The following is a 15471-nucleotide window of genomic DNA, read 5'->3' as shown; positions in this document are numbered from 1 at the left end:
TCGCGCCCACCCTCCATGCCGTGGCCGCGCACGTCGAACGTACGGGCGCTGTCCTGGTGGCCGACGGGGTCGACTCACTCCGGCACCGGCGGCGGGCACTCGAACTCGGGGCCACCCACGGCCTCGGCCGGCTGTATCCGCCCGCGCTGCGAGCCGAGCCCGCCGAGCGTTTCCCGCCGAGCCCGACGTGGAGCACACCCGACGTGGAGACGCCGACCCCCTACGCCACCGTGGCGTCCGGCCGCGTCCCGGTGCGCAGCACCGAGCATCTGCTGGCCCGGATGACCGCCACCCTGGAAGCTCACGCCGCCACCGCCGGTCCGGACACCCTGGTGCTCGGCACGTTCCGGCACCTCGACCACTTCTGCGCCTCCACCCGATCCCGCTGGTCGGGCATGGCCGGGGGCGTCGCCCACGCCGGCGCCTACGCAGTGGGGATGAAGGCCGGTGTGGAGTCCGGCGTCGTCCACACGCCCCTCGACCCGGCGGACCCGCTGGCCGAGGAGTGGAACGTCGTGGTCCTCGGGGCACACTTCGCGGGCGTGCTCTCCGCGGTGAGCACCCACCATCGGCATCCCGCCGGGGACCGTGAGTTCGACTACGTCGTGTCCTACGACCGTCCGACCGTGGTGCGCTGCGCCCGCTCGATCCTGCGGCGCGGCCCCTCCCCCGCCGCTCGGCGCGGGACCGGGTGACCGCCTCCGGGGCGACGGCCGGTCAGACCCCGGCTTCGATGTCGCGGCCGGACTGCTGCCACGCCACGGTGCCGCCGGCCACCGACACGGCGTTGATGCCGCGTCCGGCGAGATAGCTGGCCGCCTGCGAACTACGTCCTCCGACCGCACAGATCACGTAGACGGTGTCGGCCTCCGGGATCTCGTCGGCGCGGGCGACGAACTCGCTGAGCGGGATGAGCGTCACGCCGGGCACCCGCACCTGCAGGTACTCGTCGCGCTCACGGACGTCGATGACGGGTGCACCGGCGGCGAGCGCGGTGTCCAATGCGGCCAGGCCGACCTCACGCATCCTGGTCGTTCCTCTCCGGGTTCGGGGCTGGTTCCGGTTTGCCGCGCCGTGCGAGGAGCCGGACTACCACGTAGACGACGGCTGCGCACACGGCGAGAAACCCCACCCACGGTAGCGCCACCCCCAAAGCGACCACCGACCCGGCCAGCGCCGAGCGCAACGCGTCCCATCCGGCGAGGACTCCGTCCCAGAAGCTGTCCCGGTCCGCGCGGCGCTCTGCCGAGATGTCCACGGTCAGGGTGGACAGCTCGATCTGGTCGGCGAGGTAGCGCTGCTGGGCGACGAGGCCGTCGAGTTCGCCCTGGCGCTGCGCCAGCGCGTTCTCGGCCTCGATGAGGTCGGCGGTGCTCGCGGCCGAGGCCATCAGTGCGCGCAGCCGGTCCACCGACGACTGCAGGGCCGCGATCCGCGCCTCGAGATCGGTGTACTGGAGCGTGACGTCCTCGCGGGTGGTCGTCAGGCTGGTCACCTCGCCGAGACCGCGGATGTCCTCGATCGTTCCGGTGAGCCGGTCCGCCGGCACCCGGACGGTCAGCATGCTGCCGGCGCCCGGCTGCTCGGTGACCGAATCCACCCGGCCGCCCGCGGCCTCGACGAGCGTCACCACCTGTCGTCCGGCCGCGATCGGATCGTCGGCACGCAGAACCAGGTGCCCGGTGACGATCTCCTTGCGCGCGGTGGCCTGCGCGTCCGCGGGCGCGGATTCGCGGGTGCCGTCGGACAGGGAGGGCTGCGGCGGCGCCCCGTCACCTGGCCCACCGTCAGCCGGCCCCTCGCCGCCTCCGGCGCATCCGGCCAGGAACCACGCGAGCAGGGCGAGCAGGAGCACCAGGGGGCGTCGCATGCCGCAGGATGCTAACGGAAGTCGCGGGACTTTCCGATGATGCGCAGATCCATGCGCTGCAACCGGTCCGCCACCACCGTCACCGCTCCCTCCGCGTTCTGCACCCGCCCGCGCACGAGCAGCGCCGGTGCGGTGTGCGCGAGCGTGCGGTACCGCGCCCACAAGCCGACGGAGCACACCACGTTCACCATCCCGGTCTCGTCCTCGAGATTGAGGAACGTCACGCCCTCGGCGGTCGCGGGACGCTGCCGGTGCGTGACCGCGCCGCCCACGAGCACCCGGGCCCCGTCGGGGACCTGCAGCAGCCGCGCCGCCGGCACGACGCCGAGCGCGTCGAGCTGCGGCCGCAGGAACTGGGTGGGGTAGCTGTCCGGGGAGACTCCCGTCGCCCACACGTCCGCGGCGGCCAGTTCGACATCGCTCATGCCGGGCAGCGCGGGGGCTTGCGTCGAAGCGCCGACGCCGGGTAGCCGGTCGGGCCGCTGCGCCGCTGCGGCGCTCGCCGACCACAGCGCCTCCCGGCGGGTGATGCCGAAGCACCCGAGGGCGCCGGCCGTGGCGAGGGCCTCGGCCTGGGCGGTGCTCAGCTCGACGCGCCGGGACAGGTCCGGGAACGACGTGTACGGGCCGTGCGCCGTGCGCTCGGCGACGATCCGTTCGGGGAGCGCGTCACCGAGGTGGCGGACCGCGCCGAGGCCGAGACGCACCTCCCGGCCCCGGTTCTCGGTGGTGGCGTGGGCGAGGCCCACGTTCACGTCGGGCCCGTGGACCACGACACCGTGACGGCGGGCGTCGGCGACGAGGGACTGCGGCGAGTAGAACCCCATCGGCTGCGCGCGCAGCAGGCCCGCACAGAACGCCGCCGGATGATGCAGCTTGAACCATGCGGAATAGAACACCAGGGCGGCGAAACTCTGCGAATGACTTTCGGGGAAACCGAAATTCGCGAAGGCATAGAGCTTCTCGTAGATGCGGTCGGCAACGTCGCCGGTGATGCCGTGCCGCTCGCGCATGCCGTCGTAGAGCCGGCCGCGCAGCCGTTCCATCTTCGCGGTGGAACGCTTGGCCCCCATCGCGCGCCGTAACCGGTCGGCCTCGGCGGCCGTGAACCCGGCGGCGTCGACAGCCATCTGCATCAGCTGTTCCTGGAACAGCGGGACCCCGAGGGTGCGTTTCAGGGCCTTCTCGAGGCAGGGGTGGTCGTAGGTGACGGGCTCGAGCCCGTTGCGGCGCCGGATGTACGGGTGCACGGACCCGCCCTGGATGGGACCGGGCCGGATGAGCGCCACCTCGACCACCAGGTCGTAGAAGACGCGCGGCTTCAGGCGCGGGAGGGTGGCCATCTGCGCGCGGGACTCGACCTGGAACACCCCGACGGCGTCGGCACGGCGCAGCATCTCGTACACCCCCTCCTCGGCGAGGTCGAGACGAGCGAGATCCACCGTGATCCCCTCGTGCTCGGCGACGAGGTCGATCATGTAGTGCAGCGCGGAGAGCATGCCCAGTCCGAGCAGGTCGAACTTGACCAGTCCCGCGGCCGCGCAGTCGTCCTTGTCCCACTGCAGCACGGTGCGGCCCGCCATGCGGGCCCATTCGACGGGGCACACGTCGGCGACGGGACGGTCGCAGATCACCATCCCGCCGGAGTGGATGCCGAGATGGCGCGGCAGGCCCTCGACCTGGGCGGCGAGCTCGAGGACGGGCGGGGGGATGTCGGTGTCGGTCTCCTGTTCCAGGCCGTGCCACCGGGTGACCTGCCGGCTCCAGGCGTCCTGCTGGCCCTGCGCATAGCCGAGGGCCCGCGCCATGTCGCGGACGGCGGACTTGCCGCGGTAGGTGACGACGTTGGCGACCTGGGCGGCGTGCATGCGCCCGTACTTGGCGTAGACGTGCTGGATGGCTTCCTCGCGGCGGTCTGATTCGATGTCGATGTCGATGTCGGGGGGGCCGTCGCGCTCCGGGGAGAGGAATCGTTCGAAGAGCAGCTCGTTGCGGACCGGGTCGACGTTGGTGATGCCGATGGCGTAGCAGACGGCGGAGTTGGCGGCCGAACCTCGCCCCTGGCAGAGGATGTCGTTGTCCTTGCAGAAGGTGACGATGTCGTGCACCACGAGGAAGTAGCCGGGGAAGTTCAGCCGGCCGATGACGTCGAGTTCGTGCTCGATCTGCCGGTAGGCCGCCGGGTTGTCCTCGGGGGCGCCGTAGCGGTGCCGCGCCCCGCTCAGGGCGAGTTGGCGCAGCCGGCTGAGTTCGGTGTGCCCCTCGGGTACGTCGAACGGGGGTAGGTTCGGGGCGATGAGCCGCAGGTCGAAGGCACAGTCGCGGGCGAGTTCGGCGGCACGACGGACGGCGCCGGGGTGGGCGGCGAACAGTCGTGCCATCTCGGCGCCGGAACGCAGGTGGGCGCCACCGGTCGGGAGGAGCCGCCCCGCGGCCTCGTCGAGACTCTGCCGGTCGTGGATGGCGGCCAGGGCCGTCGCCAGACGCCGGCGGTGCGGCGTGGCGTAGTGGGCCGCCGTGCTGGCGATACACGAAAGGCCTTGATTGTCGGCAAGTTCCGCGAGCAGCGCGTTGCGCTCGTCGTCCTCGGGGAGGCCGTGGTGAGTGAGCTCGACCGTGACACGATCGGCGCCGAAGCGCTCGACGAGGTCGCGCAGTGCCGTCCCCGCCGCCTCGGGCCCCCCGACCTCGAGTGCCCGGCGGACGTGTCCGCGGCGGCAGCCGGTGAGAATCTGCCAGTGCCCGCCGGCCGCACCGGTGAGCGCGTCGTAGTCGTAGCGGGGCCTGCCCTTCTCCCCGCCCGCCAGGTGCGCGGCGGCAATCTCGCGGGACAACCGCCGATACCCCTCCTGCCCCCGCGCAAGGACCAGCAGGTGCGTCTCGTCCGCCGATCCGGCATCGAGGGAGAGCTCGGCACCGAACACGGTACGCATCCCCAGCTCGCGGGCGGCCTCGGCGAAGCGCACGACGCCGTAGAGGCCGTCGTGATCGGTGAGCGCAACGGCTTCGAGGCCGAGACGCACCGCCTCCTCCACGAATTCCTCGGGGCCGGAAGCGCCGTCGAGGAAGCTGAACGCCGAGTGGGCGTGCAGTTCGGCGTAGGGCACGGTAGGCCCGTCGGGCGGCCGGACACGCGGTTCGTACTCCCCCCGGGTGCGCGACCAGGCGGGACTGTCGCTGCCGTCACCGGGGAACTCCACGTCGCGCCGGGGCCGGCCCGACAGCACGCGTTCGAGCTCCGACCAGGTCGGCGGGCCACTCCCCCACCCCATCCGTCACCGCCTTCGGGTCGACCTCCTGCGCTCATCGTACATATGTTCGATTGGCCGGCCGACCACCCGCGGACGACGGTCACCGCCGCAGTTCCGCCGACGTCTCCAGCCGCCCCAGTTTGTGTGGGTTGTTGATCGCGTAGAGGCGGGTGATCCGGCCGCCCTCGACCACCAGACTCACTGCAGCGGCAGCGCCCTCGACCTCGAATCGTGCGCCCGGCATCCCGTTGAGCCAGGTGCCGGCCGCCACGAAGCCCGGGGCCTTGGCCAAGCGGATCAGCAACGCCGCCAGTTTCTCGGCTCCGGCGATCGGCTTCCGGGCAGCCGGCACCACCCCGCCGCCGTCGGCGATCGCCACCACGTCCGGGGCGAGCACCTCCATCAGAGCCTGCATGTCCCCCGTCGAGAGGGCAGTCATGAACGTCTCGACGACTGCCAGCTGCTCGGCCGGGTCCACCCGCATCCGCGGCCGCCGCGCCGTGACATGCCGGCGGGCACGGTGCGCGATCTGCCGGACCGCGGCCGGGGTCTTACCCACCACCTCGGCGATCTCGTCGTACGGCGTATCGAACACCTCACGCAGCACGAACACTGCCCGCTCGACCGGACCGAGGGTCTCCAGCACGGTGAGCATCGCGATCGAGACGCTCTCGGCGAGCTCGGCGTCCTCGGCCACATCGGGACTGGTGAGCAGCGGCTCGGGCAGCCATTCCCCGACGTACTCCTCGCGTTGCCGCGCCAGTGCCCGCAGCCGGTTGAGCGCCAGCCGAGTGACGATCCGGACCAGATAGGCCCGTGCGTCCCGCACCTCCGTCCGGTCCACGTCGGCCCACCGCAGCCACGTCTCCTGGACGACGTCCTCGGCGTCGGCAGCAGAGCCGAGCATCTCGTAGGCGACGGTGAAGAGCAGGTTGCGGTGGGCGACGAACGGGTCGTCGGTCATGCCTTCGACGCTACGGCGAGCGGCGCGAGGTTGCAGGCGGCGGAAAACCCCTGCGACTCGATGCCGAGTGCAGTGTTGGAGCGGGTCATGAAGTTCGTCAGCGCGATGTACGCGGTCAGCTCCACCATCGCGGCCGGACCGAGCGCCTCCAGCAGCCGGGCCGACAACTCGTCGGTGACCGTCGGCGGGGTCTGCGTCATCGCCTCGGCGTACTCCATGACGTCGCGCTCCAGCGGCGTGAAGACATCCGACTCGCGCCACCGCGGCACCTCACGCGCCTTCGCCACGTCCAGCCCCTTGTTGTGGGCATGGAAGTAGCCGAGGTCCAGACAGAAGCTGCATCCGACCAGGCTGGCCACCGCCATGTGGGCGAACGACTTCAGGTTCTCGTCACACCGGTCCCACTTCTGAATCCGGCGACCGACCCCGAAGCTGAAGTTCAGCACTTTCCGGTTGTGCCACATCACCCCCACCGCCTCGGGCACGTCGCCGAGCATCCTTCGGGACATCCGCTTGACGAGCGCGCCGTAGATGCCGGTCAGCTCCGCCTTCGGGATCCTGGTGCTGCTGGTCATGATTCCTCCTTCGGTTATGTGCTCTCGGCATGGAGACACCGGCCACGAATCGAATGTGACATCCGAGCCGGAAATCGTTGCCGCGGACGGCCGAACCGAGGAGGACGAATATGCACGCGGCCGGCGGCAAGCCGATCGAACCACCGCGAAGAGGACACCATCGAGCACCTCATCGCCCGGGTTCGCGCCGGACAAGGCCGCCAGGCCGTCGAGGACTCGCCGAAGGAAGCCGCCGAACCCCACCGCTTGTTCCCTGGGTGGTCCGTCACCGCCGATGCGGTGAGGACTTGCCGGCGGCGACGGGGTTGTGCGCCGGATAGGCGTGGACGAGCGCAGTGGACAGTTTCGGCACCGCATGGGTGAGGGTGTGTTCGGCCTCGTGCGCCAACCGGTGCGCGTCGGCCAGGCTCGTGTCGGCATCGATGTCGAGTTCGACGTCGGCATGCAACCGGTGCCCGATCCACCGCATCCGCACACTGCGCACGCTGCGCACGCCGGGCTCTTCGGACAACGATCTTTCGGCGGCATCGACGAGTTCGGGATCGATCCCGTCCATCAACCGGCGGAACACATCCCGCACCGCGGTGCGCAGGACCACGAGGATCGCGACGGTGATGACCAGTCCGACGATCGGGTCGGCCAGCGGGAACCCGAGGGCCACGCCGCCGGCGCCGAGCAACACGGCCAGGGAGGTGAAACCGTCGGTGCGAGCATGCAGCCCGTCGGCGACCAGAGCGGCGGAGCCGATCCGGCGGCCGACGCGAATGCGGTAGAGCGCGACGAGTTCGTTGCCGACGAATCCGACGAGCCCGGCCAGGGCGACCCATCCGAGTTGCTGGATCGGGACGGGGTTGATCAGCCGACGCACCGCCTCGACCCCGGCGACCACCGCGGACAGGGTGATCATCGCGACCACGAACAGCCCGGCCAGGTCCTCGGCCCGCCCGAACCCGTAGGTGTAGCGACGGGTGGCGGCCCGGCGGCCGAGCGCGAACGCGATCCACAGCGGAATCGCCGTCAACGCGTCGGAGAAGTTGTGCACCGTGTCCGCGAACAGCGCGACCGACCCGGAGACGGCGACGACAGCCAACTGCGCGACCGCGGTGACAACCAGCGCGACCAGGCTGATCTTGACCGCCCGGATACCGATTTCGCTGGACTCGAGCGCGTCGTCGACACTGTCCGCCGCGTCGTGGCTGTGCGGAGCGAACACCTCCCGCACCGCGGCACCCCACCGGCCACCGCGTTCGTGCCCATGCCCACGACCGTGGCTGTGGCTGTGGGTGTGGGTTGGCGGTTTCGGCGCGTGGCTCATGCTCGGCCACCTTCCGTGCGTGCCGGTGCGGGATCGACGCCTCGCTCGGCATGCAGAATCCGCAGATCGTCGCCGGTGCGGTGATGACCGGGAACGCCGGGCCCGGCATGCTCGGCATTGAACACCGCGTCGGTCACCAGTTGGCGGACGTGATCGTTCTCCAACCGGTAAATCACCTGGGTGCCCTCCTTCCGAGTGCGCACCAGCCGCGCCATCCGCAGCTTCGCCAGATGTTGCGACACCGACGGGGCGGGCTTCCCCACATGCTCGGCAAGGTCGTTGACCGACAACTCTCGATCCACCAACGCCCACAACACCTGGACTCGAGTGGAATCGGCCAGCATACGGAAGACCTCGACCACGAGATCGACCTGATTGCTCGGCAACCGCCGCCGACATGAATCATTATCTGCATTCATACGCAGATAATATCCAATACGGGTGATGGACTCCATGGAAGCGCAAGACGCCTCTTGACAACTACCCTGCACAAGCGGACATCAACGGGCGCCGACAGATCGAGACCGACCAGCACCGAGGGCGCCGATCACGAGGTCGACCGCCCACCGACGCAGATGCACTAACGAAACCGGACGATTGGTTTTTCGATGGTACGCTGAGAGCGCCTCCAGGGACAGACCTCCGGGACGTGGCGTGCGCCGCGGCACGGACGGGCCTCTGGTTGCACCGCAGGGAGCGGAGGGTGAGGTTCCGTTCGGGCAGGCTCGGGGGGCCGGCCCGAACGGAACACCCCCGTCCGCACCTAGGTCACGCACGCTGTGGGGGCGGACAACGAAGCGAGGAGTGGTGATGCCCCGGGACTCCGTCGGTGCACCGACCGTCGAATCGGCAGCGGCCCCGGCCGACGCGAACGCGCCGGCCGCGGCTTCCCCTGCCGGGCGCCCGGCCCAGCAGCGCGCGATCCGGACACGACAACAGATCCTCCTCGCCGCCGCGCAGTTGTTCGCCGACAACGGCATCCACGGCACGGCCCTGGCAGAGGCCGCAGCCTCGGCCGAAGTGACCAAGGGCGCACTGACCTTCCACTTCCCCACCAAGGACGCCTTGGTCCAGGCGTTGATCACCGAACAGGAACAGCGCACCCTCGCCACGATCGGCGCGGTCCTGCACACCGACGCCCCGGCGCTCGAGCAGCTGGTCGCGCTCACCCATGCGCTGGGCCGGTTGTTCACCGAAGACCTGATCGTCCAGGCCGGATTGCGGCTGACCGGCGAATACGAACGCGCCGATCCCGAGGCGTACCGAGGCTGGATCACAGTGTTCGAGAGCCTGTTCCGACGCGCCGCAGCCGAAGGCGAGCTGAGCACCCGACTGCACCCGACAGCGCACGCCCGGTTCCTCGTCTCCGCCGTCGCCGGGGTGTATCTCCTGTCGATGGTCCTCGCCGGCCGCGCGGACCTCGAGGTCCGCCTCGACCAGATGTGGGAGCTGTTGCTGCCCGGCATCGTCCGTGCCGACCGGCACGACCGGATCCCGGTGATCCGCACAGCACGCTGACGCTTTTCTCCTACCCGTCGGCGACGGGGCGGTAGGTGCAGACGTGCACGCCCGTCCCGCTGGTGACCGTGGAGACCAGCGCGAGCGTGCGCTGCACACCGTCGCCCGGGAAGATCGTCTTTCCGCCGCCGAGGATCACCGGCTCGATCATGAGCCGCAGCTCGTCGACCAGCCCTTCGTGGAGCAGGGTCCGGACGAGAGTGGGGCTTCCCATGACCATCAGGTCGCCGCCGTCGGTCTCGTGCAGCTTCCGCACGGCTGCGACGACCTCGTCGCCGGGGATCAGCGTGGTGTTGTTCCACGTCAGATCCGCGTCCCGCAACGTCCGGGACACGACGTACTTCGGGACGGCGTTCATCCGATCCGCGAACGGGTCGCCCGCCCGCTCGGGCCACGCCGCGGCCATCGTCTGCCACGTGCGCCGCCCGAACAGCAGGGCCCCGGTACGGCCCATCGCCTCGTCGATGGCCGCCCCCATCACCTCCTCGTCGAAGAACGGGAACGACCAGCCGCCGTGGGCGAAGCCCCCGTCGGTGTCCTCCTCCGGTCCACCCGGCGCCTGCACGACGCCGTCCAAGCTCATGAACTCACTGACCACGATGCGCACGGGACTCGCTCCTGTTCCTCGACGGGGTGTACAGCGATACAGACCATCGCGTCACCCCGAAATCATCGCCTCTCCCGTCCCTCGTGCGCACCTTCGGCCTCGAACCGGGAGGAACTCGCGACGAGAAGGCGGTTCCCGCGGCATCGGCCGAGTAGCACGCCCGGCGACCGCCCGCTCGTCGCAGGAACCTCCCGTTCGGTCCGCCGAGTACCCAGGCGCGCCGGTCCCCTTCGGGGTTGTCCCCCATTCCGATTTCCGGTGTGCGCCCGGATGTGCCGCCGCGCCCGCCCCAGCAGTATCGATCTCGTGAAGCGGGTACTGCTGCAACTGTCCGGCGCCGTCGTCGCCGTGATCGTCCTCGTCACCGCGATTGCTGCCGGCGTCGTCGTGCACGCCTGGAACTCGACGGTGGTCGACACCACCGGGCAGGTCACCTTCGACCGTCCGCTGAACATCCCACCGCTCGCGGACAGCACGGTCACGCCCGACGGGGTCCGCGTGTTCGATCTGACCATGCAGCGCGGCACCACGGACATCGGTCGCGGTCCCGGTACCCGGACCTGGGGTGTCAACGGGTCGTACCTCGGGCCGACGCTGCGTGCCGGGCGCGGCGAGCAGGTGCGGGTGAACGTCACCAACGATCTCGGCGAGACCGGCACCCTGCACTGGCACGGCATGCACCTGCCGGCCGCGATGGACGGCGGCCCGCACCAGCCGATCGCCCCGGGGGCGACGTGGAGTCCGCAGTGGACGATCGACCAACCCGCCGCAACGCTGTGGTATCACCCGCACCCGCACGGCGCCACCGCCGACCACGTCTACCGCGGGGTCGCCGGGATGTTCCTGCTCGACGACCCGGCCGGCGGCCCGTCCCTCCCCGATCGATACGGGATCGACGACATCCCACTCGTGGTGCAGGACAAGCGGTTCGACGGCGACCAGCTCGACACCGGCGGGCCGATGTTCGCCGCCGTCGGTCTCCTCGGCGACGAGATCGTCGTCAACGGCACCCCGCGGCCCTACCTCGACGTCGCCACCGAGCGGATCCGACTGCGGCTGCTGAACGCCTCCAACGCCCGCGTCTATAACTTCTCCTTCGACGCCGGCCTGCCGTTCCTGCTCATCGGCACCGACGGCGGCCTGCTCGAACGTCCGGCGCCGATGCGCCGCATCCAGCTCTCCCCCGGCGAGCGCGCCGAGATCGTCGTCGCGTTGCCCGCGGGCACGACGACCGTGCTCCGCAGCACGGCGCCGGACCTGGGCGCGGACTTCTGGCAGACCCGGTTCTCCGGCGGTGACGACGAGTTCGACGTCCTCGAACTGCGTGCCGCGCGGACCCTCGCGCCCAGCGCGCCGGTGCCCGGGGAACCGACCACCCCCGAGGATCTCGGCACACCCACCGTCACGCGACGCATCGATCTCACCGGCTCCGGCACCATCGACGGCCGCGAAATGGACATGGCGCGCCTCGACCAGACCGTCGCCGCCGGCGCCACGGAGGTGTGGGAGGTCCGCAACAGCAGCGGCGCGATCCACAACTTCCACATCCACGGCACGAGCTTCCGCGTCCTCGGCGACGGCCATCCCGCGCTGTCCGGCCCGAAGGACACCGTATACATCGCGCCGGGGCACACCGTCCGGCTGCTGATGCGGTTCGCCGGCCGCCCCGGCCCGGCGACGCCGTACATGTACCACTGTCACCTGCTCCGGCACGAGGACAACGGCATGATGGGACAGTTCGTCGTCGTTGCCCCGGGCGAGGAGCCGAACGTGCCGCACGAACCGGCCGCCCACACCGCAGTCCACGAGTAGCGTGCGTCCCATGACGTCCGCGATCCGGATCGAGGGACTGGTCAAGCGATTCGGACGATTCACCGCGCTCGACGACCTCGATCTCGAGGTCGCCACCGGCGAGGTGCACGGCTTCCTCGGCCCCAACGGCGCCGGCAAGTCCACCACGCTGCGGGTCCTGCTGGGACTGCTCCGCCCGGACGCCGGGCACGTCGAACTGCTCGGCGGCGACCCCTGGCGCGACGTGGTGAGCCTGCACCGGCGGCTCGCCTACGTGCCCGGCGACGTGAGCCTGTGGCCCGGCATGACCGGCGGCGAGGCCGTCGACCTGCTCGGCCGGTTACGCGGCGGGCTCGACCGGCGCCGCCGCGCGGACCTGCTCGACCGGTTCGAACTCGATCCGACCAAGCGCGGCCGCACCTATTCGAAGGGCAACCGGCAGAAGGTCGCGCTCGTCGCGGCGCTGGCCTCGGACGTGGAGTTGTTGCTGCTCGACGAGCCGACCGCGGGGCTCGATCCGCTCATGTCCGCGGTGTTCCACGACGAGATCGCCCGGGAGAAGCAGCGCGGGCGAACGGTCCTGCTGTCGAGTCACATTCTCAGCGAGGTCGAGGCGCTCGCCGACCGGATGAGCATCATCCGCGACGGCCGGGTCGTCGAGACCGGCACCCTCGAGGACATGCGCGCGGACCTGCGGTCCACCATCGACGCGGTCCTCGCCGCGCCCGTGACCGACCCGACGGCGCTGACGGCGCTGCCCGGGATCCACGACGTGCGGATCGACGGCCCGCGCGTGCACTGCGCGGTCGAGCACGGCCGCGCCGGCCCGGTGCTCGCCGCGCTGGGCCGCTACGACATCCGCAGCGTCACCGTCTCGCCGCCGTCGCTCGAGGAGCTGTTCCTGCGGCACTATCACCGGCACGGCCGGGACGGGCAGGCCCCGACGTGACGGCATCGTTGACGGGGATGCGGCCGCTGCTGCGGGCCACCGCCGAGCAGGACCGCGGCAACGTCGCGCCGTGGATCGTGCTCATCACGGCGCTGTCGGTGTCGTCGGTCCTCGCCTACAGCTGGGTGTTCCCGGACGCGGCGAGCCGGCGCACCCTCGATGCCACGCTCGGCGCGAACCCGGCTCTGCGGGTCGTGTTCGGTCCGGCTCGCGACCTGACGTACGCGGACGGGTTCAACGCGTGGCGGGCCGGGGCGCTCGGCGCGTTCTTCGCGGCCCTGATGGCGATCCTGGCCGTCACCCGCAACAGCCGCGCGCACGAGGATTCGGGCCAGGCCGAGCTCATCGCCTCCGGCGTCGTCGGCCGCCAGGCCCGGCTGGCGACGGCCGTCGCCTGGGCGGCGCTGGCCTCCGTCGCGCTCGGTGTCGTCTGCGCGGGCGCAACGATCCTCGTCGGCGGCGGTGTCGCCAACTCGATCACGCTGGCCGCGACGTTCACCGCGTCCGGGCTGGTGTTCGGCGCCCTCGCGGCGGTCACCGCCCAGCTCGGCTCCTACGCCCCCACTGCCAATACCCTCGCGATCGGGATCCTCGGAGCCTGCCTGCTGATCCGCGCCTACGTCGACGTGACCACTCCGGACGGATGGGCGATCTGGACGACCCCGCTCGGCTGGATGCAGCAGGTCCGTCCCGCGTCGGGAAACGACTGGTGGCCGCTGGCGGCCTGCCTGACGCTGACGGCGGTGCTGCTGCTGGTCGCGTTCGTCGTACAGGCGCGACGGGACTTCGGAGTCGGCGTGATCGCGCCGTCACCCGGGCCTGCGGAGGGCGGCGCGGGGACGAGCGTGTGGGGCCTGGCGCTGCGGCTGCACCGCGGTGCGCTCGCTGCGTGGGCGACGGTGTTCGTGGCGCTCGGGGTGGTGTTCGGATTCATGTCCACCACGTTCGCCGATGTCTTCGCCGACAATCCGGCGCTCGGATCGTTGCTCGGGAGCGGCCGCGGCTCGCTCGTGTTCGGTTTCGTGGTGACGATGCTGCAGCTGATGGGCATCGTCGCCGCGGTGTTCGGGGTCCAGGTGATGATGCGGCTGCGCGCCGAGGAACTGGCGCTGCGGGTCGAACCGGTGCTGGCCGGGGCGCTGACCCGGACCCGGTACTTCGCGTCGCACGCCGGGATCGCGCTGCTCGCCCCCGCGGCGGCGCTGCTCGTGGGCGCGACGCTGTTCGCGTACGTCTCGTCGGCGCGGGGTGGACAGATTCCGGCCGGGGATCTGATCCGGCAGGCGCTCGTGACGATTCCGGCGGTGTGGGTGCTGGTCGGGCTGGCGGTCGCGGTGATCGGCGCCCGGCCCCAGGCGCGGATGCTCGGCTGGCTCGGTGTGGTCGCCGCATTCGCGCTGACGATCCTGGGGCCGCTGTTCCGGTTGTGGAACTGGATCCTGGGGATCAGTCCGTTCCGGCACGTGCCGGTGGTGACGGCGGCGCCGCCGCAGTGGCTCGGGTTCGCCGTGCTCACCGCCGTGGCCGCGCTGTTCGTCGCGGCGGGGTTCGCGGGGTTCCGGCGCCGGGACGTCGGCTGAGGACCGGACGCCACTACAGTCGCGGAGCATCGGGTCGTCACCGCGAACGGAGCACACCACATGAACCGTTGGTCCACATTCGTCGTCGACCGGCGCTGGTGGGTGCTCGGCTTGGCCGTCCTCGTCGTCGTGCTCGCCGGGGTCTGGGGCACCGGGGTGTTCGGCCGGCTCTCGCAGGGCGGGTTCTACGACCCCGGCAGCGAATCGGCCGAGGTGCAGCGCATCGTGGACGACAACTTCGGTCCGCAGACCGCCGACATCATCGCGATCTACACCCCGCCGCCCGGGCGCACCGTCGCCGACATCGGACCCGAGGTGACCGCGGTGCTCGACCGGTTCGCCGCCGAGGTTCCCACCCATGCGGTCGACTCCTACTGGTCGGCCGCGCCGCCGGCGAAGCAGCTGCTGCTGGCGAAGGACGGCGGCAGCGCGGCGGCGGCCGTCACCCTCGAGCCCGGCTCGGAGATCACCGTCACCACGTTCCAGGGCCTGCTGCCGAAGCTCGAGGTCCCCGGCGTCGACGCGCAGTTCGCGGGGAACTCGGTCGTCGGCGTCGCATTCACCACCCGGCTCGAGCGCGACCTGTTGTTCGCGGAGGCGATTGCGCTGCCGGTGACGTTGGTGCTGCTGGTGTTCATCTTCGGCGGTCTCGTCGCGGCGGCGGTCCCGGTGTTCGTCGGGGTCCTCGCCGTCCTCAGTGCCCTCGCCACGCTGCGCCTGCTCACGATGTACACCGACGTGAGCTCCTTCGCGCTGAACGTCACGTCCCTCATCGGGCTGGGCCTGGCGATCGACTACGGGCTGTTCATCGTCAGCCGCTTCCGGGAGGAACTCGACTCGGGTGCCGACCCGGCGACCGCGACCCGTCGCACCGTGCTCACCGCGGGCCGCACGGTGCTGTTCTCGGGGCTGCTGCTGATGTGCGCGTTCGCCGGAATGCTCGTCTTCCCGCAGGCGCTGCTGCGCTCGCTGGGCCTCGGCGCGATCGCCGCGGTGCTCAGTGCGGCGGTGCTCTCGCTCACCGCGATCCCCGCGCTGCTGGCGATACTCG

At 71.0% G+C, this 15471-nt stretch carries 14 protein-coding genes; 6 read left to right on the top strand and 8 right to left on the bottom strand.

The features are described 5' to 3' along the window. On the top strand, nucleotides 1-695 hold a 695-nt coding region (locus CQZ88_RS21250; protein WP_308410817.1), incomplete at its 5' end, for a DICT sensory domain-containing protein. 22 nt (nucleotides 696-717) lie between these two features. Here CQZ88_RS21250 and CQZ88_RS21245 read toward each other — a convergent pair. From CQZ88_RS21245 to CQZ88_RS21215, 7 genes are all read right to left on the bottom strand, one after another. Continuing rightward, nucleotides 718-1026, bottom strand: coding sequence for a rhodanese-like domain-containing protein (locus CQZ88_RS21245; RefSeq protein WP_102800255.1), 309 nt, complete (start codon nucleotides 1024-1026; stop codon nucleotides 718-720). After that, on the bottom strand, nucleotides 1019-1870 hold the full coding sequence (locus CQZ88_RS21240) for a DUF4349 domain-containing protein (RefSeq protein ID WP_006945844.1): 852 nt from the start codon (nucleotides 1868-1870) through the stop codon (nucleotides 1019-1021). Before CQZ88_RS21240 ends, CQZ88_RS21245 begins: the two co-directional genes overlap by 8 nt. Before the next feature lie 11 nt (nucleotides 1871-1881). Beyond that, nucleotides 1882-5142, bottom strand: a complete 3261-nt coding sequence (locus CQZ88_RS21235) for an error-prone DNA polymerase (protein ID WP_102800254.1) — start codon at nucleotides 5140-5142, stop codon at nucleotides 1882-1884. Between the two features lie 79 nt (nucleotides 5143-5221). Further along, nucleotides 5222-6085 carry an RNA polymerase sigma-70 factor gene (locus CQZ88_RS21230; protein WP_029544753.1) on the bottom strand — a complete coding sequence of 288 codons (864 nt, stop codon included), beginning with the start codon at nucleotides 6083-6085 and terminating at the stop codon, nucleotides 5222-5224. Then, on the bottom strand, nucleotides 6082-6660 hold the full coding sequence (locus CQZ88_RS21225; protein ID WP_029544755.1) for a carboxymuconolactone decarboxylase family protein: 579 nt from the start codon (nucleotides 6658-6660) through the stop codon (nucleotides 6082-6084). Before CQZ88_RS21225 ends, CQZ88_RS21230 begins: the two co-directional genes overlap by 4 nt. Nucleotides 6661-6925: 265 nt before the next feature. Then, nucleotides 6926-7975, bottom strand: coding sequence for a cation diffusion facilitator family transporter (locus CQZ88_RS21220; RefSeq protein ID WP_006945836.1), 1050 nt, complete (start codon nucleotides 7973-7975; stop codon nucleotides 6926-6928). Further along, nucleotides 7972-8394 (bottom strand): metalloregulator ArsR/SmtB family transcription factor, encoded by a 423-nt coding sequence (locus tag CQZ88_RS21215; protein WP_146034350.1) that lies wholly within the window; start codon nucleotides 8392-8394, stop codon nucleotides 7972-7974. The genes CQZ88_RS21220 and CQZ88_RS21215 overlap by 4 nt, the downstream gene beginning before the upstream one ends. A 391-nt stretch (nucleotides 8395-8785) precedes the next feature. On the opposite strand from CQZ88_RS21215, the gene CQZ88_RS21210 reads away from it, so the two are divergent. Then, entirely contained in the window at nucleotides 8786-9493 is a 708-nt protein-coding gene (locus tag CQZ88_RS21210; RefSeq protein WP_037201809.1) for a ScbR family autoregulator-binding transcription factor, read from the top strand. 10 nt (nucleotides 9494-9503) lie between these two features. Here the strand turns inward: CQZ88_RS21210 and CQZ88_RS21205 are convergent, their stop codons facing one another. Further along, on the bottom strand, nucleotides 9504-10100 hold the full coding sequence (locus CQZ88_RS21205; RefSeq protein ID WP_006945830.1) for a dihydrofolate reductase family protein: 597 nt from the start codon (nucleotides 10098-10100) through the stop codon (nucleotides 9504-9506). Nucleotides 10101-10370: 270 nt separating this feature from the next. Here CQZ88_RS21205 and CQZ88_RS21200 point away from each other — a divergent pair, with 270 nt between their 5' ends. The 4 genes from CQZ88_RS21200 to CQZ88_RS31500 form a co-directional block, all read left to right on the top strand. Then, entirely contained in the window at nucleotides 10371-11912 is a 1542-nt protein-coding gene (locus CQZ88_RS21200) for a multicopper oxidase family protein (RefSeq protein ID WP_006945826.1), read from the top strand. A gap of 10 nt (nucleotides 11913-11922) precedes the next feature. After that, a complete protein-coding gene (locus CQZ88_RS21195; RefSeq protein ID WP_029544763.1) occupies nucleotides 11923-12840 on the top strand; it encodes an ABC transporter ATP-binding protein in 918 nt (305 codons plus the stop codon). Continuing rightward, a complete protein-coding gene (locus tag CQZ88_RS21190) occupies nucleotides 12837-14420 on the top strand; it encodes an ABC transporter permease (protein WP_006945824.1) in 1584 nt (527 codons plus the stop codon). Before CQZ88_RS21195 ends, CQZ88_RS21190 begins: the two co-directional genes overlap by 4 nt. A 60-nt stretch (nucleotides 14421-14480) precedes the next feature. Then, the coding region (locus tag CQZ88_RS31500) for an MMPL family transporter (protein ID WP_258008711.1) at nucleotides 14481-15471 on the top strand (991 nt) is incomplete at its 3' end.

This window comes from Rhodococcus sp. ENV425, from assembly GCF_002887785.1.
Lineage (GTDB): Bacteria > Actinomycetota > Actinomycetes > Mycobacteriales > Mycobacteriaceae > Rhodococcus > Rhodococcus aetherivorans.
The sequence above is the reverse complement of the archived record's forward strand: the minus strand, read 5'-3'. Positions and strand labels throughout refer to the sequence as shown.